The sequence below is a fragment of the Adhaeribacter aquaticus DSM 16391 genome, assembly GCF_000473365.1.
Taxonomy (GTDB): domain Bacteria; phylum Bacteroidota; class Bacteroidia; order Cytophagales; family Hymenobacteraceae; genus Adhaeribacter; species Adhaeribacter aquaticus.
Genome location: NZ_KI421517.1, coordinates 2,252,695 through 2,271,584, shown reverse-complemented (window position 1 = coordinate 2,271,584; position 18,890 = coordinate 2,252,695). Strand labels below are relative to the sequence as shown.

16 protein-coding genes, 1 tRNA gene and 1 riboswitch are annotated in these 18,890 nt (G+C 38.9%); of the genes, 5 read left to right on the top strand and 12 right to left on the bottom strand.

The window, feature by feature from the left end:
• Window positions 1-13: 13 nt before the first annotated feature.
• The 4 genes from ADHAQ_RS0112045 to ADHAQ_RS0112030 form a co-directional block, all read right to left on the bottom strand.
• Window positions 14-1,924: a TonB-dependent receptor plug domain-containing protein gene (locus ADHAQ_RS0112045; protein WP_026463149.1), complete on the bottom strand. Its 1,911-nt coding sequence runs from the start codon at window positions 1,922-1,924 to the stop codon at window positions 14-16.
• Between the two features lie 113 nt (window positions 1,925-2,037).
• Window positions 2,038-2,245: riboswitch (cobalamin riboswitch) on the bottom strand.
• Between the two features lie 100 nt (window positions 2,246-2,345).
• On the bottom strand, window positions 2,346-3,587 hold the full coding sequence (locus ADHAQ_RS0112040; RefSeq protein ID WP_026463148.1) for an MDR family MFS transporter: 1,242 nt from the start codon (window positions 3,585-3,587) through the stop codon (window positions 2,346-2,348).
• Between the two features lie 213 nt (window positions 3,588-3,800).
• Window positions 3,801-4,169, bottom strand: a complete 369-nt coding sequence (locus tag ADHAQ_RS0112035; protein ID WP_034256781.1) for a DUF3703 domain-containing protein — start codon at window positions 4,167-4,169, stop codon at window positions 3,801-3,803.
• A gap of 79 nt (window positions 4,170-4,248) precedes the next feature.
• The gene (locus ADHAQ_RS0112030) at window positions 4,249-4,587 is read right to left on the bottom strand and encodes a DUF4377 domain-containing protein (RefSeq protein ID WP_026463146.1); all 339 of its coding nucleotides are present in this window, start codon (window positions 4,585-4,587) and stop codon (window positions 4,249-4,251) included.
• A 759-nt stretch (window positions 4,588-5,346) separates the two neighbouring features.
• Between ADHAQ_RS0112030 and ADHAQ_RS25475 the strand changes: the two genes are divergently transcribed.
• A complete protein-coding gene (locus ADHAQ_RS25475; protein WP_051359878.1) occupies window positions 5,347-6,177 on the top strand; it encodes an alpha/beta fold hydrolase in 831 nt (276 codons plus the stop codon).
• Window positions 6,178-8,154, top strand: a complete 1,977-nt coding sequence (locus ADHAQ_RS0112020) for a PAS domain-containing hybrid sensor histidine kinase/response regulator (RefSeq protein WP_026463145.1) — start codon at window positions 6,178-6,180, stop codon at window positions 8,152-8,154. It begins immediately after the preceding gene.
• Between the two features lie 171 nt (window positions 8,155-8,325).
• Here the strand turns inward: ADHAQ_RS0112020 and pth are convergent, their stop codons facing one another.
• From pth to ADHAQ_RS0111985, 7 genes are all read right to left on the bottom strand, one after another.
• Window positions 8,326-8,886 carry an aminoacyl-tRNA hydrolase gene (gene pth, locus ADHAQ_RS0112015; protein ID WP_026463144.1) on the bottom strand — a complete coding sequence of 187 codons (561 nt, stop codon included), beginning with the start codon at window positions 8,884-8,886 and terminating at the stop codon, window positions 8,326-8,328.
• A 157-nt stretch (window positions 8,887-9,043) separates the two neighbouring features.
• Window positions 9,044-9,946, bottom strand: a complete 903-nt coding sequence (locus tag ADHAQ_RS0112010) for a hypothetical protein (RefSeq protein ID WP_026463143.1) — start codon at window positions 9,944-9,946, stop codon at window positions 9,044-9,046.
• Window positions 9,947-10,111: 165 nt separating this feature from the next.
• Window positions 10,112-10,681, bottom strand: coding sequence for a 50S ribosomal protein L25/general stress protein Ctc (locus ADHAQ_RS0112005; protein WP_026463142.1), 570 nt, complete (start codon window positions 10,679-10,681; stop codon window positions 10,112-10,114).
• A 125-nt stretch (window positions 10,682-10,806) separates the two neighbouring features.
• Complete coding sequence (locus ADHAQ_RS0112000; protein ID WP_026463141.1) at window positions 10,807-11,733, bottom strand: ribose-phosphate pyrophosphokinase; 927 nt, start codon at window positions 11,731-11,733, stop codon at window positions 10,807-10,809.
• 158 nt (window positions 11,734-11,891) lie between these two features.
• Window positions 11,892-11,964: transfer RNA gene (locus ADHAQ_RS0111995), tRNA-Gln, on the bottom strand.
• Window positions 11,965-12,402: 438 nt separating this feature from the next.
• Entirely contained in the window at window positions 12,403-13,512 is a 1,110-nt protein-coding gene (locus tag ADHAQ_RS0111990; protein ID WP_026463140.1) for a hypothetical protein, read from the bottom strand.
• A complete protein-coding gene (locus ADHAQ_RS0111985) occupies window positions 13,512-14,180 on the bottom strand; it encodes an ATP-binding cassette domain-containing protein (RefSeq protein ID WP_245590604.1) in 669 nt (222 codons plus the stop codon). Before ADHAQ_RS0111985 ends, ADHAQ_RS0111990 begins: the two co-directional genes overlap by 1 nt.
• A 178-nt stretch (window positions 14,181-14,358) precedes the next feature.
• Here ADHAQ_RS0111985 and atpD point away from each other — a divergent pair, with 178 nt between their 5' ends.
• The 3 genes from atpD to ADHAQ_RS0111970 all read left to right on the top strand — a co-directional run bounded on the left by atpD (window position 14,359) and on the right by ADHAQ_RS0111970 (window position 17,443).
• Complete coding sequence (atpD, locus tag ADHAQ_RS0111980) at window positions 14,359-15,864, top strand: F0F1 ATP synthase subunit beta (protein ID WP_026463138.1); 1,506 nt, start codon at window positions 14,359-14,361, stop codon at window positions 15,862-15,864.
• Window positions 15,865-15,943: 79 nt separating this feature from the next.
• Window positions 15,944-16,189 carry an ATP synthase F1 subunit epsilon gene (gene atpC, locus ADHAQ_RS0111975; RefSeq protein WP_026463137.1) on the top strand — a complete coding sequence of 82 codons (246 nt, stop codon included), beginning with the start codon at window positions 15,944-15,946 and terminating at the stop codon, window positions 16,187-16,189.
• Window positions 16,190-16,300: 111 nt separating this feature from the next.
• A complete protein-coding gene (locus ADHAQ_RS0111970; RefSeq protein WP_026463136.1) occupies window positions 16,301-17,443 on the top strand; it encodes a trans-sulfuration enzyme family protein in 1,143 nt (380 codons plus the stop codon).
• Window positions 17,444-17,463: 20 nt separating this feature from the next.
• Here the strand turns inward: ADHAQ_RS0111970 and ADHAQ_RS0111965 are convergent, their stop codons facing one another.
• Window positions 17,464-18,753, bottom strand: a complete 1,290-nt coding sequence (locus ADHAQ_RS0111965) for a hypothetical protein (protein ID WP_026463135.1) — start codon at window positions 18,751-18,753, stop codon at window positions 17,464-17,466.
• Window positions 18,754-18,890: the final 137 nt, after the last annotated feature.

Sequence of the window (18,890 nt, the reverse complement as noted above, 5' to 3'; positions counted from 1 at the left end):
GAATTTATTGTATTTAATTAAAGGTAAAGCGCACACTCAGGCTGTAATTCCGCCCAGGCATTGCATAGTATTCATAAGTTTGGTAAGCTTGGTTGGCCACATTATTTACTTTGCCAACTACTTGTAGTTGGTATTTAGAAACCTGCCAGGTTTTACCAACAGCCATATTCAATAAGGTAAATGCAGGTAACCACCGCGTATTTGCGGGAGTAGTAAAGCGGTTGCTGTTAAAAATCAGGTTTGAAGAAGCAACCCAATTTCGATGTAAAAGAGAGGCATATACTTTAGCAGTATGCTTGGGCACATAAATTAATTGTTTCTGTAACGGCTCGCCGGTATCAAAGTAGCTTTTTTGTAGTTGGGCGCTGGTGTATCCATAGGTAGTACCTAAGGTCAGCCGCGCAACTGGTAATTTATAGGAGGCTTCCGTTGAAAACTCTACTCCATTTGTTTCTACTTTTTTAAGGTTAACCGGCGACCAGGCAGTACCCATAGGTCCGGCAATCCATTGAATATAATTATCTACTACTAAATGAAATAGGGTAACTTCAGACGTTACTTGTAATTGGTTAGTCTTTAGGGTATGCTGAAAACCGCTTTCATAATTCCAACTGTTTTCCGGTTTCAGGTTCTTGTTACCGGTAGGCCAAAACCGATCATTTAAAGTGGGTACCCGGTAACCCCGGCTTATATTACCTTTAAATATTAAAGCAGAAGCAGGGTTGCTTAGCAGGTAATAATTAAAACCTGCGGTAGGCGTAAGTGGAGGGTTAAAGCCTTGTACCAAGGCTTGTCGTACATTTAAGCTAAGCTGTAATCTGGGCTTCGGGTTATACCGGAGCCATCCAAATGCGGCCCCCCTATTTTCTGAAACAGGCTTGCCATATCCCGAAACCTCTCCGGAAAAATGTTGGAATTCGCTCCCGAATTTTAACGAAAGGTTGTGCTTTATATTTACGATGTGTTCGGCTTGTGCCTGGTACTGATTTATGGCAGTCAAGGAGTTGGTGTTGTCATCCTGGTAGTGCATAAAGTCACGGAAATAAGCTATTCGGAACGTACTTATACCCAACAAAGCAGCATGGTTCCACTCAGCCATAAGCCGAAGGTTTTCGTCGCGCCGGCGAGCATTACTATTTGCCTGCACCATGTTGGGTTGGCTTTGATTATTGTTGCCGGTAAACCAGCTTCTAATAGAGAAAGTATTAGTTTTATTCAATTTCAGGTGAATATCCTGGGTAAAGCCTTTTTGCTCGGTGGCAGCATTGGCCTGTTTTTCGGTTGGTTTAGAAGCTTTGGTAAAGTTTACAAACTCAAAATCGTTACGGGCCTGTTGCTGAAATAAACTGGTTTGAATGCTGATTTTTTGATTGCTGTAACCGCCGCCAATGTTGGTGAAGGTGTGGCCAAAAGAACCTACATCCTGCTGAGCTCTTAATTTCAAACCTTTATTCCAGATTATAGGAGAGGAGAGCAATATAGCCCCACCAATTGCTCCCGTCCCATAATTTGCCCCTGCCGAACCGTGTTGTACGGTTACTTGGGAAAATGCAGTTGCTGGAATAGTTGAAAAATCTGTTTGGCCTAAGGTAGGTTGGTTTATATTAAAGCCATGCCAAAGTACAGCAGTCTGGCTAGCCGAAGTACCCCGGAAGGCAGCGGTGGCCAGCATATTGTTTCCGTAGCTTTTTAAGTAAATGGGAGTTTGATACTGCAGGACTTCTCCTAAGTTGGAAGCATTATAAACTTTTAGAAAAAGGCTATCTATTTCTTGTAAGCGACTGCCGGCGGCGTAGCGTGCTACCGGGTGTCCCACAATTTCTACGGTACGGAGTTGTTTCCCGGCCAAAGAATCGGATTGGCTCCAGGCTATGTAACTGGTAAACCATAAAAATAAAAAGATAAAAAATTTTCTCCGACCCATTTTAACTAAAAAATGCCTTATTAGGCAAAACGAATGGATAAAAGGGAGCCTGGTAGTCTGGTGAGAATACTAAATCGCACGAGAATATTTGCTGCTTTTTACCCGAAAGCTTTAAATAATATAATAAGATGGCAGGTCTCCTGGCTTTCTTCGGTTGGTTTGGCCTTCCCATTCCGTTTGTTACAGAACAGTGGCGTTTAGGATAAACCAACTTTACAAGGAAGAATACAGTTGCGGGAACAGCTCAGGCTTTAACCTGATTCCCTTTTAAGATTTACTCTGCGGAGGCAAAGCAAACCACCAATCTTGCCGCAAAGGTAAGAAAGTTGTTTTAGTAAACAAATCCTTAGGTTTCCTTACAGATCGGGTGGTAATAAAGTGGAGTTGAATTATAAGAAAATAATTATGAAAGGAGCCATTATTAAATGACCTGTCGGGATGCTGATTCAGTCCTTGTTTTTTCCTGTTGCATGTTTTTTACGAGCCAATAAATAGCGCCGGTAGTTAGTAAAGAAAGGATGCCGCTTCCCCACCAAAGCGTGGTAAAACCCCAAAAAGCAATAATATTGGTACCTAAAAAAGGGCCCAGAATAAAGGCAGAAGAGTAGGCTAGGTTGTATAAGCCAATATATGCTCCCCGGTTTTGATCAGTTGATCGTTGAACCGGAATAGTTGCCATAAAAGGCATGGCTAGAATTTCTGAAAAGCTCAATATAGCCATGGATAAAATTAAAATTCCTGTTGCTTCTATCAGGTTCAGGATCATAAAAGAAACTCCTATCAAAAAAACTCCGGAAGCTATTAATTGCCATAGTTTAAAACGATTACCAGCCACATACACCACAATCATTTCCGACAAGAAAACAATCATTCCGTTCAATGCCAGCAGAAGACCAATGTTGGCTTCAGAAAGTTTATATACCTGCCGGTAATAGAGCGGTAATGTAGAAAGTAACTGAAAAAACACTAATGCATAAATGCCGCATAGTAAAGCAAATAAAAAAAACTTTGAATCCTGGTACGGAGATGGGGCTTTTACAAGAACCGCATGCGGTTGATTTTTCTCTGGCCGGTAACCTTGTTGGTGCCGGAAGTAAAAATAAAAGAAAAGTCCGGCGGCCAGACAAGTAATGCCGTCAGCCATGAAAAGCCATTGATAAGAAATAGTGGCAAGTAAACCTGCTAAAGCCGGACCAATAGAAAATCCCAGGTTCATGGCCATTCGGTTTAAAGAATAAGCGCGGGTTAGGTTTTCTGGTTTGGCATAATAAGCCACTGATGAAGAGTTTGCTGGTCGCAGGCACTCGCTTACCGTACTCACTAATAAGATGCCGGCTGCAAAAAGGGTATAATCCGTTACCTGAGCTAATACAAAAAACAAGAAACCGCTTATTATCAAACTCCAGAGTTGCACCTTAAAATGCCCTACCCGGTCTGTAAGCCAACCGCCTAAAAAGGCTCCGCCCATAGCACCCAAACCAAATAAACTAAGAACTATACCAGCTTGCTTTAAATTTAAGTGTAAGGCCTCGGTTAAATATACGCTTAAAAAAGGTATTACCATGGCACCACTGCGGTTTATCAGCATCATGGCGGCCAGCATCCAGGTAGGCTTTGATAAACCCCCAAATGCGTTGCGGTATAATTCAAAAAGGCGAGTCATTAACGGTTGCTTGGGCTGCAAAGGTATAAGAATATGACAGATGGGAAAATTAACTTGAATGTGATACAAGTGAGGCAAAGTAGATGAAGAGATCGTAAATTAATTGCCACCTGGTAAATGTATTTATTTAGCAATCAACCATCGTTTATAGTAATGCTTGTTTAAGCCAATCGGGCTATCTAATAAATAAGTTGGATAGGAAAACTTTAAATATTACCTATTAACACCGGCTTTTCTAAAAATTTCTTTAATATCATCCTGAATGGGCAAGGGTTTTAAGGGAGGAATATTGGAACCACCAGTATTACCAACTGGTATTTTCCCGGCAAAAGATTTTATACCACCCAAAAGCAGCCTCGGAATTTGCCCAAGTGTTTCCTTTATATTTTTGGTTTTAAATCCAAATATTAACATCAGCCCATGCACCTGGCTGTGTTCAACCGGATACGCCTGGCCAATTACATGAGCTCTCTCCAGATGGTTCCAGGCCTGGTATAGGTTTCCGGTTGCGTACTGTTTTCTATAGGCTTCGAGCTCCAATTGGTAGAAAGGCCTTAGGGTAGCGGGCATGGAAGTAGGCATTATTAATAATTTAGTTAGTAGTAAAGTTACTAATATAATTTATTTAGCTTTGGTTGTTGGGCCGCTGTTGCTTCTAATTTCAAACCTTTTGTTTATTCAGAATTTTAATAAGCTTGTATTTAAAACTAGAGCCATCAGCGGGCGGGTTAGGGACATTTTCTTTTCTTACTTTCAAATCATATATAAACCCTTCTTCATAATCAAACCCTTCAATTTCATTGTAAAAAAGGTCCCAATTCTGAGTTCCTATTTTTTTTCCATCCTGTACTAAGTAGCAGTTTAATACTCCTTCTCCCTGGCAGTTTTGTCTATAACTGTTTACCCGTAAGGTAACTTCCTTTGCAAAAATCTCCGAGGTTTCTTTTTTACAAGATAATAAAGCTCCAACAAGGCAAAACAAGAACAATAAATTTTTCATGATGTTTTTTTTATAATGACCCTGCTAATGAAGTTTTAGTTGCATGAGCTAGGTAAATAAAGTAAACCACTAGTTGCCTGTAGTATCAATTTTTATTTTGCCTGAATATCGGATGCAGATTGTTGAAATAAGTCCAGAAGGATTAGTAAAGGATGCCTGTAAGTATCAGTTTGAACTTAGTAATTACTTAGAATGTTAAAGGCTGTAGTTGATTAGTAAAACATAAGGAGCTTGTTTAAGCTGGTGTTGTTTTATTTTTGCTATTGAGAGTGTCTTCTATAAGTCTGACCATTCTTTTTGCCCAAGTTGTGGATGCTTCCAACCTGGCGGTATATATGTCCTTCAGCAGGAGGTATAGAGCAGCTAAACCAGATTGATAAAGAATAATTTTCTTTCATAACTAAAAAACAAGGTTTCTGAATTTTTGCATAAGCAAAGGAAATTTGCTGCCAGATTAAAATTCGTTTTCCTGAACCTGATGATATAATCCAAAGCCGTCGGTAAGTAAGCTTTAATAAAAAAGTTGGCTTTGGGGGTGGGCTAAGTTTTTTGGATAATGGACAGATACTACAGCTAATTCCTCATAATTTTAGAATTACAGCTGGTGGGTAAACAATAATAGAAATAATATAAACTAGGTTAAACCTCTGTACTAATTCAGTATTTAAACCTAATTTTGTTCTCCTGTTTGCCTTATTTATATAAAATGGCCAACTTGGGATTATATCAAGTTCTTATTTTTCTTTTAAAACTAATGCCATGGATGTACTTAAACGTAATAATGTAACAATTAGTGGTAAAGGAAAGCAGCCCATGCTTTTTGCGCATGGCTACGGTTGCGATCAAAATATGTGGCGTCTGATTACGCCTGCCTTCGAAAATGATTACCAGATAATTTTATTTGATCACGTAGGTTTTGGCAAATCTGACATTACCGCCTATAACCAAACCAGGTATAATTCCCTGAAAGGTTATGCTGAAGATGTGCTGGAAATTTGCCAGGAGTTAGATCTTACCAATGTTATTTTTGTGGGCCACTCGGTAAGTTCCATGATTGGCGTTTTAGCAGCCATTAAAGAGCCTACCCTATTCGATAAATTAGTATTAGTTGGCCCTTCGCCTCGTTATATTAATGACGGAAATTATGAAGGAGGGTTTTCTTCAGAAGATATTGATGGTTTACTGGAATCACTGGATAGTAATTATTTAGGGTGGTCAAGTGCCATGGCTCCTGTTATTATGGGCAATCCAAACCGTCCTGAATTAGGGGAAGAGTTAACTAATAGTTTTTGCCGTACCAACCCGGAAATAGCCAAAGACTTTGCCCGGGTTACTTTTCTCTCTGACAACCGAGCCGATTTATCTAAATTAAAAACCAAGTCTTTGATCCTGCAATGCTCCGAAGATGTTATTGCACCCATGTCGGTAGGAGAGTATATGCATCAGCATTTGCCGGATAGCGAAATGATGGTTTTAGAAGCTACCGGCCACTGCCCCAACTTAAGTGCCCCAGAAGAAACCATTCAGGCTATAAAGAAATTTCTGCAGAACCAAACATTGTTCATGAGTAAAGTTGAGGAGGTTAGCTAGTTGGATTATACAGAAGTAATAGAGGAAAGCGCCGAGGACCTATACGAGCACGCACCGTGTGGTTACTTATCGCTTTTGCCAAACGGTACTATTGTAAAAATTAACCATACTTTGCTAAACTGGTTGGGGTTTGAGCGGGCGGAAGTACTTAACGTTAAAAAATTTCAGGAACTATTACCCATAGGTGGGAAGATTTTCTATGAGACACATTACGCACCCCTGCTTAAAATGCAGGGTTTTGCTAATGAAATAAACTTTGATCTGCTTTCTAAGGAGCGGATACCTTTACCGGTCCTGGTAAGTACCACCCAATTAAAAGACGAAGCCGGTAAACCAATTCTGTATCGGACTACAGTTTTTAATATAACTGACCGTAAAAAATACGAACAGGAACTTCTGCATGCTAAACGTAAAGCCGAAGAGGCTACCCAGATTAAAGCAGAATTTATTTCTACTATTAGTCACGAAATCCGGACGCCTTTAAATGCTATTATTGGCATTAGCGATTTGTTATTAAAAACGCATCCAACCTCAAGTCAGCTGGAGTATTTAAATATTCTTAAACAGTCTTCAGATAATCTGTTAAACCTCATTAATGATATTCTGGATTTAAGTAAGATAGAAGCAAATCGGGTTACGCTGGAAGAAAAAGAGTTTAATCTGCGTGATTTATTATCCGGTATTCTTTACAGTTATAACTTAAAAGCTGAAGAAAAAGGCTTAGCTCTTCAATTACAAATAGATGAGGGTATACCTGATTTTTTACTAGGAGATTCCGTTAAAATAGGGCAGGTAATAACCAACCTGTTGGGTAACGCCATTAAATTTACCGAAAAGGGTTCTGTTACAATTGCGGCACAAGTTAAGAGTACTAAACAAGATGCAGTTGCTGTTCTTTTTAAAGTAACCGATACCGGCATAGGTATTCCGGAAGAACGGCAGGAACTTATATTTGAAGAATTTACCCAGGGGACTTCTGATACACATGCCAAATATGGTGGCACTGGTTTAGGGCTTTCCATCAGCCAGAAAATAGTAAGCTTGTATGGCAGCAAGATTAAAGTAAAAAGTGAATCCGGCAAAGGTTCAGAATTTAACTTTATATTAAAGCTGAAAAAAGCTACCGGTAATAAAACCGTTTCTGATGAAATTGTTATTCAGGCAGATGAATCCATTGCCGGCGTTAAACTACTTTTAGTTGAAGATAATCCCATTAATGTATTTGTGGTAGAGCAATATTTTAAAGATTGGGGAATAGAATATGAAGTAGCAGAATCGGGCCTAAAAGCTATAGAAAAAATAAATCAGCATGATTTTGATTTGGTGCTGATGGATTTGCAAATGCCGGGCATGGATGGTTACGATACCACTCATTGGATTCGTAATTTACCTGAAATAAAGTACCAGCAATTACCTATTATAGCTTTATCGGCTTCTGCCAAATACGACCTGGTAGAAAAAATGGAATCATCTGGTCTTACCGACTTTGTGGGCAAGCCTTTTAAACCAGAAGAGTTGCACAGCAAAATTGCTTTTTACACTTCTAAAAAGCGCCGTGCTTTACGGGATAAAGAAAAACTTAAGTTGACAATTTTTGACCCCGCTACAGTTATAAATAAACAGCCTGCATTTAGTTTGAACAGGTTGCAGGAGATGAAGGATTTAAGTAACCGGGAGGCGAGAAAGCTGGCGGAAATAATTATTGATAATCTGGAAGAGTATAAAAATAAGTTTGCTGCTACTCTGAATGATAAAAGAAAAGCGGACTTCATTTTTCTCGGCCATAAAATGAGAGTTGATATTGATCTATTAGATGCTACTAATTTGCTGGAGTATATAAATATCGGGAAAAGGATATTAGATGAGCCCGAATATAGCAAGGCTGATGTGAATATACTTATTCAAGCTTTTAATCAAGAAGCTAAAAGTATTGCGGCAGCCTTACGGGAAGAACTTGCCAAATTGGAATTAAAATAACCAAAATAAAGCACTTAATGCCTGTAATTAATTACAGGCATTAATTATGTATAAATAATTGAATTTTAGCTTTTTAAAATTGCCTATGCTAAATAAAAGGGCAATAATCTTTAGTTTATTTTCTTTTTAATGCTGAAATGAGCCTGCTAAAGTTTAGCTGAGCTTTAGCATCTATTTATTATAAAAATTCATGGTACGTTCCAGGCCAATAGTACCAACCGATAAACACATTTCTGCGGCTGTTTCAATCAAGGCAGGTAATTGTTCTTGCTCCTCATTAGAAAAAGGGCTTAAAACATAATCTACCTGCCGTCCTTTCGGATAGTTTGAACCTACTCCAAACCGAAGCCTGGCGTATTCGTTGTTGCCTAACGTTTCCTCAATGTGTTTTAACCCATTATGACCACCTGCTGATCCTTTTGCCCGCATCCGAAGCTTTCCGAATGGAATTGCTAAATCATCGGTAATAACCAGCATATTGGCTACTGGTATTTTAAGCGAACTAAGGTAGTGTGCTACCGCCTTACCGCTTAAGTTCATGTAAGTAGTAGGCTTTACCAGTGTAAAGCTTTTCCCTTTATATTTTATTTCTGTTACAAAGGCATGACGGCCCACGTCAAACTGAGCTTCATGCTTTTTAGCTAAGTAATTTAACACCATAAAACCAATATTATGGCGGGTATCAGCATATTCCGGCCCTATATTACCTAAGCCAACAAGTAAGTATTTCATTTCTGAAGGTAAGTTTACAATAGCGGCAGTGGGTTTAGGCGTTGTTCCCAAACCAAATAAATTTAAAAGTTTTTGAAAAGCCGCCACCAATTAATTTTTACAGGGCAAAATTACGGGTATTTAGAAGAGGAATGTAATTTGATAGTAATATTATTTCTTAATACCTGGTTTTGCCTTTCCCAAACGGAACAGTTAGTCCCAGAAATGGAATAGCAAGGAAGGTATCAATGTCAGAACTTATTGGAGCAATCAATCCATAATCCAAGCCTACTTTTTTGATTATTCTCCGGCCACCAACAGATAATAAACCCATGGAACCATCGCCTGTACTAATAATATAATTTTCCGTGAGAAAATATCCGCGAACCCCCGTTCTTATTAAACCACTTATGGTTATAGTTGGAGCTTTTCCCCAACCGCCATCAGCATAGCCATAGCCCAGGCCTAAGCTTAGATTCTGGTCTTTGGAGCCAAATGTACTAATGCCATATACAATCCCATAACCGCCGTTGGATTCTCCAAGACCGGTGCCAATTAATGCGCCGGCTCCTAAATTAAACTTATCCTTAGTAATGGGTAAAGAAACTTTAGGTAATAACCAGACAGGAGTATAAGAAGAACCAAATAAGAAAAGTGGCAGCGTGCCAAGTCCAATAGATACTTTATCCGTTATACCATAACTAACCTGGTTTAGTATAACCAAAACGTTCTGGTAATAGCCCTCGCCTTTTTTTAACCCATATCCGTTGGGAGAAAATAAGTAGCGGGTAGCTTGCGGATTATCGAACCAGAATTGCCCGTTCCTGATTCTATCTTGGTTTATAGGGGTCAGGCTGCGAATGTCGCTTTTAGATAGCATTAAGCTACCAAGCCGGGCTGTTTTAAGCTGAATATAATCAGCTGCTTCTAACGTTATGGTACCTATATATTCATTCCCATCCGTAGTTTCTACTTTATAAAGTGATGTAGAGTCGGCTGCTGATTGACCTACAGCACCATTAAACTTTAACAGGAGTAACAGAAGAGTCGCTACACTTAAGAATATTCCTTTTAGTTTCATTATCTTATGAGGCTGAAGGTTTTAGGAAAAGAATAGCTATAAATATACCCTTTTTACAATAGATTTAAAGATGAATATCTAAAAATTTATTACGTATAGCTTAAATAAGAAAGTCCTGTTTGCTTTTGGCAAACAGGACTTTCTTTAAGAGACAATTTGTGAAAATTATCTTTCGTTTTGTTGTTGTTTCAACGCACGTGGGATAGCTACAGTAGCCACCGGTGAAGCCGGGTTAGTTAAGATAACATAATTAGCAGGCTGAATTCTGTTTACTTTTACTGAACGACCTAATTCTAAATCAGAAATATCTACATCAATAAAATCTGGTAAGTTAGCAGGTAAAGCTTTAACTTTAAGTTTACGCAGTTTTGTTACTAATTTACCACCAGCTAATACTCCTGGAGATACACCTACGAAACGAACCGGAACTTCAAATTTAACTTCTTTGTCTTCGCGTAATTCTAAGAAGTCAACGTGCAGTAATACTTCGTTTACCGGGTGGAATTGAGCTGCCTGAACAATTGCATTGTATTCAGTGCCTTCAACGTTTAATTTTACAGTAGCAACTTCTGGCGTATATAATAAATCGCGGAATAAAATCATTGGCGCGTGAAAATGTACTTGCTCTGTACCACCGTACAATACACATGGTACCATAGATTCTTCACGAAGTCTTTTAGCTTCGGTCTTACCGAGATTTGCTCTTTTAAACCCTATAATCTCTACACTTTTCATAAAATAAATTTTAAATAGTTAATTATTAATGCCGATTATCTTTGTTTACAATCCATGGTCGGCAGTCCATAGAGTTATTTTATTTAGAGTTGCTACTTGTTAATTTTAGCCAGCAACTTTATTTCTTATAAAAACAGCGAGCTAATAGAATCGTGGGTTACCACATTGCTGATTGCCCGGGCAAATAATTGCGAAAACGACAGCACCTTGATTTTAGGGGAGTTTTCTCTTAAAGGAATCGTATCCGATACAATCAGTTCTTCTAATACCGAGTCGTTTATGCGTTCGTAAGCAGGTCCGGATAAAATGGGATGCGTAATAACAGCCCTAACCGTCCGTGCTCCGCGTTCTTTCAATAAGGCGGCGGCTTTACAAATAGTTCCGGCAGTATCTACAATATCATCTACCATTACTATGTCATAACCTTCTACGTTACCAATTACCTGCATTGAAGCAATTTCATTGGCGCGGGCGCGGTGCTTATCGCAAACAACCATTTCTGCCCCAAATTTAGACGCAAAAGCACGGGTACGTACCACGCCTCCCACATCCGGAGAAGCAAAAAGTAACCGATCCAGGTTTAAGCTTTTTATATAAGGAACAAAAATAGCGGAACCATCAAGATGGTCTACCGGTATATCGAAGAACCCTTGAATCTGGCCAGCATGTAAATCACAGGTCATTAAACGATCGGCTCCTACACTTTGCATCATATTGGCAATAACCTTAGCCCCAATTGGTACCCGTGGTTTGTCTTTCCGGTCCTGACGCGCATATCCGTAATAAGGAACTACAATGCAGACTTTGTGTGCAGATGCCCGTTTGGCAGCATCCACCATCAGCATTAATTCCATTAAATTATCGGTAGGAGGAAAAGTAGATTGGATTAGGAAAACCTCACATCCACGAACAGATTCATTAAAGCTGGCGTGGATTTCTCCGTCGCTAAAACGTTGTAAAGTTACATCGCCCAGTCTGGTGCCGTATGCTGCTGCAATTTGTTCGGCTAAATACCTAGAAGTAGTGCCGGAAAATATTTTAACCTGAGGCATTTTTAAGTTGATTTCTGAAAGTAGAGAGTGGTTGTTCCGGATAAAAGCCTATAAAGATAAACTTCACTTCCCGCTTTTCAAAAGGCTTATAACAAAATTAACAATGCGCTAGTTCTGGACTTACCTTAGAATTTGCACATTGTTAATCTTTTTTTTTGTTGTCCGACCAGGTTTCGAACCTGGACTCTTCTGAACCAAAATCAGACGTGTTGCCAGTTACACCATCGGACAATTTCCCGCACTGTTATCGTTTGGTGGCACAAATATACGGCGAGATTTTTATATACAAAACTTCTGAAGAAAAATTTTGCGTCTTTGTTTATGATTTTTTCTAATTCTGTGTTGCCCAAATAGTTAATTTTAGCTGTTTCCTGATATTTTTTTCTACACCAGATGTCATTACTGCCAACCTTAATAGTTTGTAGCCTGAAAACCGCCAATCCTTAAAATAAAAAATTAAGAATTTACTTTTTTGTGCACTTGTAAGCTTGGTTAGGGCAAAATATCAGCTTTAATAGCTTTTGTTTCTCCAGATTTCGCCATCAGGTGAGCTAATCTGGTACAATAACCATCAGGTCAGAACAGGGTTTCTTCTTAAGATCTATTTCCCGAACATTTTATCAGGAGAAAATTTGGATGGGATAGAATAAGGTTTAATCTGTTATTATTTCAAATAGGAAGAGTCTCATATTGGTAAAACCATCTCTTAAATAATAAATAAGATACCCAAAGGTGGACAAAAGCCAATATTCCTATTGGAGTGGAGGCAAGTAAAAGAAGAAGTAGTCCAAGGAAAAGAAAGAAAGATTGTTTTATAAACTGGTTCAGCGAGTAGTTAGGTTGATACATCAGAACCAGGAAAACAAGCAGCAGGCTTATTCCAAAAACAACTAGTGTTAATAAGGGTAGCAAATAATAAATAGACATGTTACTCCTGAAAAGAAACAAAACTTCCGGTAAAAGCAGCAGTAGGTACTGGATCAGCTGTTGCAGCAACCTGTTGTATGTAGGATAAGGAAGTTGCCGTAGTAAATTTAATTGAGTTTCCTGAAATTGTTGCAGACGAAGAATAATGGGAATATGGGCTACTACTGCAAATAAGAAACCAACTCGGATAGCTCTTAAATCAAAACTAGGATCAGGGTATACTTGTATAAAGGCAAATAAAATAGCAAGGGAGAATAGTTTAGTTAATAGTAACAGAACTTTTTCTTTTTGAATTAGATGCCTGAGAGGCCAAAGGCTTATATGTTTAAGTTTAAAAAGTAAATCAAGGTTTAATATTCTAAGGATGGTTTCCGGAGGCGTTTTTCGTAGTATTAAATAAAAACTAACAACCGTATTGGTTAGCAGGAATAGGTTAAAAGTCAATAAAATAACAAAGGTTCCGGAGGCATTTAGCCAGAAAGCGTAGCCCATTAAGAGAATGGTGTATCCTAAGGCCGGAATAAATAAAAGTATATGGATATTACCTAAGTTGTAAAGCAAGGAAAGTTTAGAAAGCAAAGAGGCGGCAAATAAAAATTCATTTTCGGGTGCCAGCAGCGTTTTATAAATAAAATTCCAGCATTTTAAGTAGAAAAGGAAACAGCACAGGAGGGTGCCGCCTATAAAAGCAGCTGAGTGGATAGCCTTGACCAGAAAATGCGGGCTTATGAGTAAAGTAGAAGGATTTTGAATTCCAAAGGCTAAGAAAAACACCAAAAAGAAAAAGCCAATATTACGTCTGTAATACTGTTTCACAATTACTCTTTCCAAAATAGCCTGTAAGTCTTTCATTAAACCAACTCTTCCTTAATTACGGTTTGGTTTTGTACGAGCCAGGTATGATTAATGGGTAAAATTTGTGTTTTTATGTCCTGGTGTGACGAAAGCAGAAAGCTAACCCCTTGTTTTGCATATTCTGAAATTAGGGCATACAAATTTTGGATGGTAAGCTCATCCAAGGTAATTAATGGCTCATCCAGTAAAATTAACTTTGGGTCGCCCATAAAAGCTAAATGCAGGGATAACTTTTTCAGCATACCCGAAGAGTAGGTGCTCATTCGTTTACTTAAAAAGGTGTCTGTCCCTAATAGTTTACTTATTCTTTCTGCCTGACCCAAGGGAGCTTCTTTGGCCTGAGCAAATAAATTTACTAATTCCTCTCCTTTCAGGAATTCCGGGTATAAAGGTTCAGCTTCACTGTAATTAATCAATTCGCGCTGGAGTACCGCATTATTATTTAAAGGTAAATTCTCAAAAAAGATCTGCCCCTGGTAAGGTAGTAGGCCTGCTAATACCTTAAATAAGGAAGTTTTACCAGAACCATTCTGCCCTTTAAACCAATGTATTCCTGGCGGCAACTCAAGTGTAGGAATATTTAAAGCCAGGAAATCACCATAGGTTTTCCTGAAGTTCTGGAAAAGCAACATAATTAATTCGTAAGTACTTGTTAAAGTTTGCAATAAAAATATATAATCATTTTAATTATCCTATATTAGAAGAATATTAAAGCAAAATGAATGCTTAACTTCTAGTAATTCAAAACTTTTCAAATATTCCATTTGAATTAAGCGAATTATAGATTAATTTCGCGCTCTGAAATAAAAACTACAGTAGTTTATATACTCTTAATCTATACAAATGGCAAATATTGGCAGAATTACCCAGGTTATTGGTCCGGTTGTGGACGTTAGCTTTTCGGGTGAAAACTCTAAATTACCAAACATCCTGGATGCCCTGGAAGTTACCAAATTCAATGGCCAGAGAATTATCCTGGAATGTCAGCAACACTTAGGAGAAGATCGCGTGCGTACGATTGCGATGGACTCAACTGAGGGCTTGACTCGTGGGGATGCAGTTACAGACTTAGGTTCTCCTATTACTATGCCAACCGGTGATGAGGTAAGAGGTCGTCTATTCAACGTGGTAGGTGAAGCCATTGATGGTATTGTGCAGCCAAAAAGCACCGGAGGTTTACCAATTCACCGTCATGCGCCAAGATTTGAAGATTTAGCAACTTCTTCGGAAGTATTATATACTGGTATCAAAGTAATTGACTTATTAGAGCCTTATGTAAAAGGTGGTAAAATCGGTTTGTTTGGTGGTGCCGGGGTAGGTAAAACGGTATTGATCATGGAGCTGGTAAATAACATTGCCAAAGCTTACGGTGGTCTTTCTGTATTTGCCGGGGTAGGTGAGCGTACTCGTGAGGGTAACGACTTACTGCGCGAATTCTTAGAGTCAGACGTAATTAAATACGGCGAAGAATTCAAACATTCTATGGAAGAAGGCGGTTGGGATTTATCTAAAGTAGATGCCGAAGCGCTGAAAGATTCAAAAGCAACGTTAGTTTTCGGTCAGATGAATGAGCCGCCAGGGGCTCGTGCCCGTGTGGCGCTTTCTGGTTTAACCATGGCCGAAAGTTTCCGGGATGGTGATGGTACCGGTGCTGGTCGTGATATCTTATTTTTTATTGATAATATCTTCCGTTTCACGCAGGCAGGTTCTGAGGTATCGGCTCTTTTAGGTCGTATGCCATCTGCGGTAGGTTACCAGCCAACGCTGGCTACTGAAATGGGTGCTATGCAGGAGCGTATTACTTCTACTAAGCGTGGTTCTATTACTTCGGTTCAGGCGGTTTATGTACCTGCCGATGACTTAACTGACCCTGCTCCAGCAACAACTTTTGCTCACTTGGATGCTACAACTGTATTGAGCCGTAAAATTGCTGAGTTAGGTATTTACCCTGCGGTAGACCCTCTTGATTCTACTTCCCGCATATTAAGTGCTCAGGTATTGGGAGATGAGCACTATAACACAGCTCAGCGGGTAAAAGAAATTCTGCAACGTTACAAAGAATTACAAGATATCATCGCCATTCTTGGTATGGATGAATTATCAGAAGAAGATAAATTAGTTGTACACCGTGCTCGTCGGGTGCAGCGTTTCTTATCTCAGCCATTCCACGTTGCTGAACAGTTTACAGGTCTTAAAGGTGTATTAGTTGATATTAAAGATACCATTAAAGGCTTCAACATGATTATGGATGGTGAATTAGATCACTTACCAGAAGTTGCCTTCAACTTAGTTGGTAGCATTGAAGATGCTATTGAAAAAGGAGAGCGTTTAATGGCAGAAGCAAAATAAATTAGTTATCAGATAGCGGGAGATAGGTTTTACAAAAAGTAACCTAACTCCCGCTAACTATAGACCGACAACTAAAAATATGTATTTAGAGATAATTACCCCGGATAAGAGAGTTTTTGAAGGAGAAGTAAGCTCGGTATCATTTCCGGGTACACAAGGCTCGTTTGAGGTTTTAAATAACCACGCGCCTTTGATCAGTACTTTAGAAAATGGTCGTATTCGGGTTACTTCAGCAACTGGCAACCAATATTTTAATGTTGATGGTGGTGTGGTTGAAGTACTAAATAATAAAATTATTGTTTTGGCCGAAGCCATTACTGAATAACGTAAACAATATTAAGCAGGAAGCCTTCTTCAGAAATGAAGAAGGCTTTTTTGTTTTTATTCTTTATCCTATTTTCTACATTTGTCCCTAAGCTGAAACTTCTATTTCCTTATGTCAAATTCTTCTTCCCCAATCAAGCCTAAAGTTACGCCTATTTACCAAACCTCAGTTTTCACTTTTGAGGACTTAACAGAGCTGGAAGCTTATTTTGATCAGCCTTCTGAACGCTATATGTATACGCGTTACAGCAATCCAAATAGCAATGAACTGGCAGAAGAAGTAAATAAATTGGAGGGTGGCGATGGGGCTGTGGTTACCTCATCGGGTATGTCGGCTATTTTTACGGCCATAATGGTATTTTGTAAAGCTGGCGACCACCTTTTATGCGCAGAGGAAATTTACGGTGGCTCTGCTGTCTTACTAAGTCAGGAACTAAATAGGCTGGGCATAGAAGTTACCTTTGTACCTTCAGATAACATTTATGATTTATCAGCTTATTGCAAGCCCAATACTAGGGTATTGTTAGCCGAAACCATGAGTAATCCTTTGCTTCGGGTTTTTGATATTAGGCGTTTGGCCCAAACCTGCCAAAAACAAAATATAAAATTAATTATAGATAATACTTTTGCCTCGCCGGTTATTACCAAACCACTCTCCTTAGGGGCCGATGTAGTTATTCATAGTGTTACCAAATACTTAGCTGGTCATAGTGATGTAACGGCTGGCGTAGTAGTCGCCAAAGGCGAAGAACATGCTAAGCGGGCCCGGCAGGTAATGATGTATTATGGGTTGAATTTAAGCCCGTTTGACAGTTGGTTAGCTGTTCGCGGCCTGAAAACATTGCGACTACGGATAAAGCAACATGCCAGTAATGCCTTAGCCATTGCTACATTCCTGGAAAACCATCCCAAAGTTAGTCGGGTATATTATCCCGGCCTGGAGTCGCACCCAGAACATGAGTTAGCCAGCCAACAAGGAAATGGGTTATATGGGGGTATGCTTTCTTTCGTTATTCAGGACGAGGAGGCTGCTGTTAATTCCTTTATGCAGGCTTTAAAAACCATTCCATTTGCGCCGTCCTTAGCCGGAGTAACTACTTCTTTTTCGCATCCTTTGCGTACTTCGCACCGGTCGCTAAACCCGGAAAAGCGCGAACAATTAGGTATTACTATGGGGGTTATACGGTTATCAGTAGGCGTAGAAGAACCCGAGGAACTTATGGAAGAACTAAGTGCAGCGTTAGAGGCTATTTAAGCTAACCCCAAACAGATAATCTAATTTAAGTTAATTTCAGCAACGGTCTCTTTTGCTAAATAGCTTTCTTTGGCTCTATTCAAAGTTTCTATCCAGGAAGAAATGCGGTAAGCTTTATGCTGAAAGTAAGGCTGAATTTTCTGGAGAACATCTATAGCCTTCTGGTATTGATGCGCCTGTATATAAGGTTTAATACGCAGCTTTAACATAGCAATAGCTTGTTCAGTGGGAGCAGCCAAGGTTATGTAAGCTTCTGCCTGATCGGGTTTAAAACCGGCAAAATTGGTATTAAGCATTTTTGCGCCAAAGTTAGCGAGTTCTATATCGTTCTCTAACTGATAGGGCTCTATGTACTGCGGGTAACGGGCTTTAAAGGCTTCGTACGATTCAGGTGTTCCACTATCATTAAATAATACATAAAGCTTTTCCCAGGCATCACGGATATGCCGACTTTGGGGATATTTTTTAATGTATTTTTCGTATTCTTCAATAGATGGAAAGGAAGTATAGCGGGCATAAATACTATCTTCCGCCATCTTCTTGAATTTACTGTCAGGGTTATTTCTGATAAATTCCTCGTAACCCGCAATGGAATTTTCTTTTAATTGAGATTTAAATTCCAATACCTCTAATTTGGCAAGTGCTTCTTTTCGATAGGGGCTGTCAGGGTAATTCTGTACAAAATTTTTAAAAGCTTCCAATGACCCATCAGCTGTAACAGCCTGGTAAAGCAATAAGTCATATTTTTTCTTCGCTTCTGCTATCTTAACCGATTTAGGATATTTCTTCATGTAATCAGCATAAGCCTGGTAGGTGTTGCTGGTTTGAACATTCAGAAAGTCTAATTGGCTTTTTAAATTAATGGCTTTCTCCAAGTCGGGAGAAGTTTTATGAATTTTTATAAATTCATCTAAAACTTCCAGACTGTTGGCAGTTAGGGCTTTTTGAAAAGCTACCGCATCAATAACGCTTAATAAAGAACTAATAGCATTCTCATCAACTTCGTTTTTAACTAATTTGCTTTTCGATTTCTCGTCCAGCTGTTTATAACCTTCCCGGGCATTGATAATATGAACGTAAGCTTTTTCTATATCAAAGTATTTAGACTCGCGTGAGCTTAAAAGTTTGCTCATGCCAAACGAAGCCTGTACATCATCAGGTCTCTTTTGTAAGGCTTCTGCAAAAAGACTATATGCTTTATCGTATTTTTTTTCGGATAGCGCTTTAAAACCTTTGTCTGAGCTATAAGCAAAGGTTACTAAAGTAAAATAGCAAAGAAAGGTAAACGCAAGGCGCTTAAATACTATCATTGTGTAATTAAGATAAAGAAACTACTACCTTATACGTAAAAATATATCTGTAAAGATAGTTAAAATGCATTAATTAGGCCAAAATATTAACCGACACTTAAATAAACGTAAATATTTGGGCTAGAAGTATGTTAGTT

Excerpts from the sequence above, each read along its gene's own strand:
- ADHAQ_RS0112045 (WP_026463149.1), bottom strand. The coding sequence starts at position 1,924 with ATGGGTCGGAGAAAATTTTTTATCTTTTTATTTTTATGGTTTACCAGT.
- ADHAQ_RS0112040 (WP_026463148.1), bottom strand. The coding sequence starts at position 3,587 with ATGACTCGCCTTTTTGAATTATACCGCAACGCATTTGGGGGTTTATCA.
- ADHAQ_RS0112035 (WP_034256781.1), bottom strand. The coding sequence starts at position 4,169 with ATGCCTACTTCCATGCCCGCTACCCTAAGGCCTTTCTACCAATTGGAG.
- ADHAQ_RS0112030 (WP_026463146.1), bottom strand. The coding sequence starts at position 4,587 with ATGAAAAATTTATTGTTCTTGTTTTGCCTTGTTGGAGCTTTATTATCT.
- ADHAQ_RS25475 (WP_051359878.1), top strand. The coding sequence starts at position 5,347 with ATGGATGTACTTAAACGTAATAATGTAACAATTAGTGGTAAAGGAAAG.
- pth (WP_026463144.1), bottom strand. The coding sequence starts at position 8,886 with ATGAAATACTTACTTGTTGGCTTAGGTAATATAGGGCCGGAATATGCT.
- ADHAQ_RS0112010 (WP_026463143.1), bottom strand. The coding sequence starts at position 9,946 with ATGAAACTAAAAGGAATATTCTTAAGTGTAGCGACTCTTCTGTTACTC.
- ADHAQ_RS0112005 (WP_026463142.1), bottom strand. The coding sequence starts at position 10,681 with ATGAAAAGTGTAGAGATTATAGGGTTTAAAAGAGCAAATCTCGGTAAG.
- ADHAQ_RS0112000 (WP_026463141.1), bottom strand. The coding sequence starts at position 11,733 with ATGCCTCAGGTTAAAATATTTTCCGGCACTACTTCTAGGTATTTAGCC.
- ADHAQ_RS0111990 (WP_026463140.1), bottom strand. The coding sequence starts at position 13,512 with ATGAAAGACTTACAGGCTATTTTGGAAAGAGTAATTGTGAAACAGTAT.
- atpD (WP_026463138.1), top strand. The coding sequence starts at position 14,359 with ATGGCAAATATTGGCAGAATTACCCAGGTTATTGGTCCGGTTGTGGAC.
- atpC (WP_026463137.1), top strand. The coding sequence starts at position 15,944 with ATGTATTTAGAGATAATTACCCCGGATAAGAGAGTTTTTGAAGGAGAA.
- ADHAQ_RS0111970 (WP_026463136.1), top strand. The coding sequence starts at position 16,301 with ATGTCAAATTCTTCTTCCCCAATCAAGCCTAAAGTTACGCCTATTTAC.
- ADHAQ_RS0111965 (WP_026463135.1), bottom strand. The coding sequence starts at position 18,753 with ATGATAGTATTTAAGCGCCTTGCGTTTACCTTTCTTTGCTATTTTACT.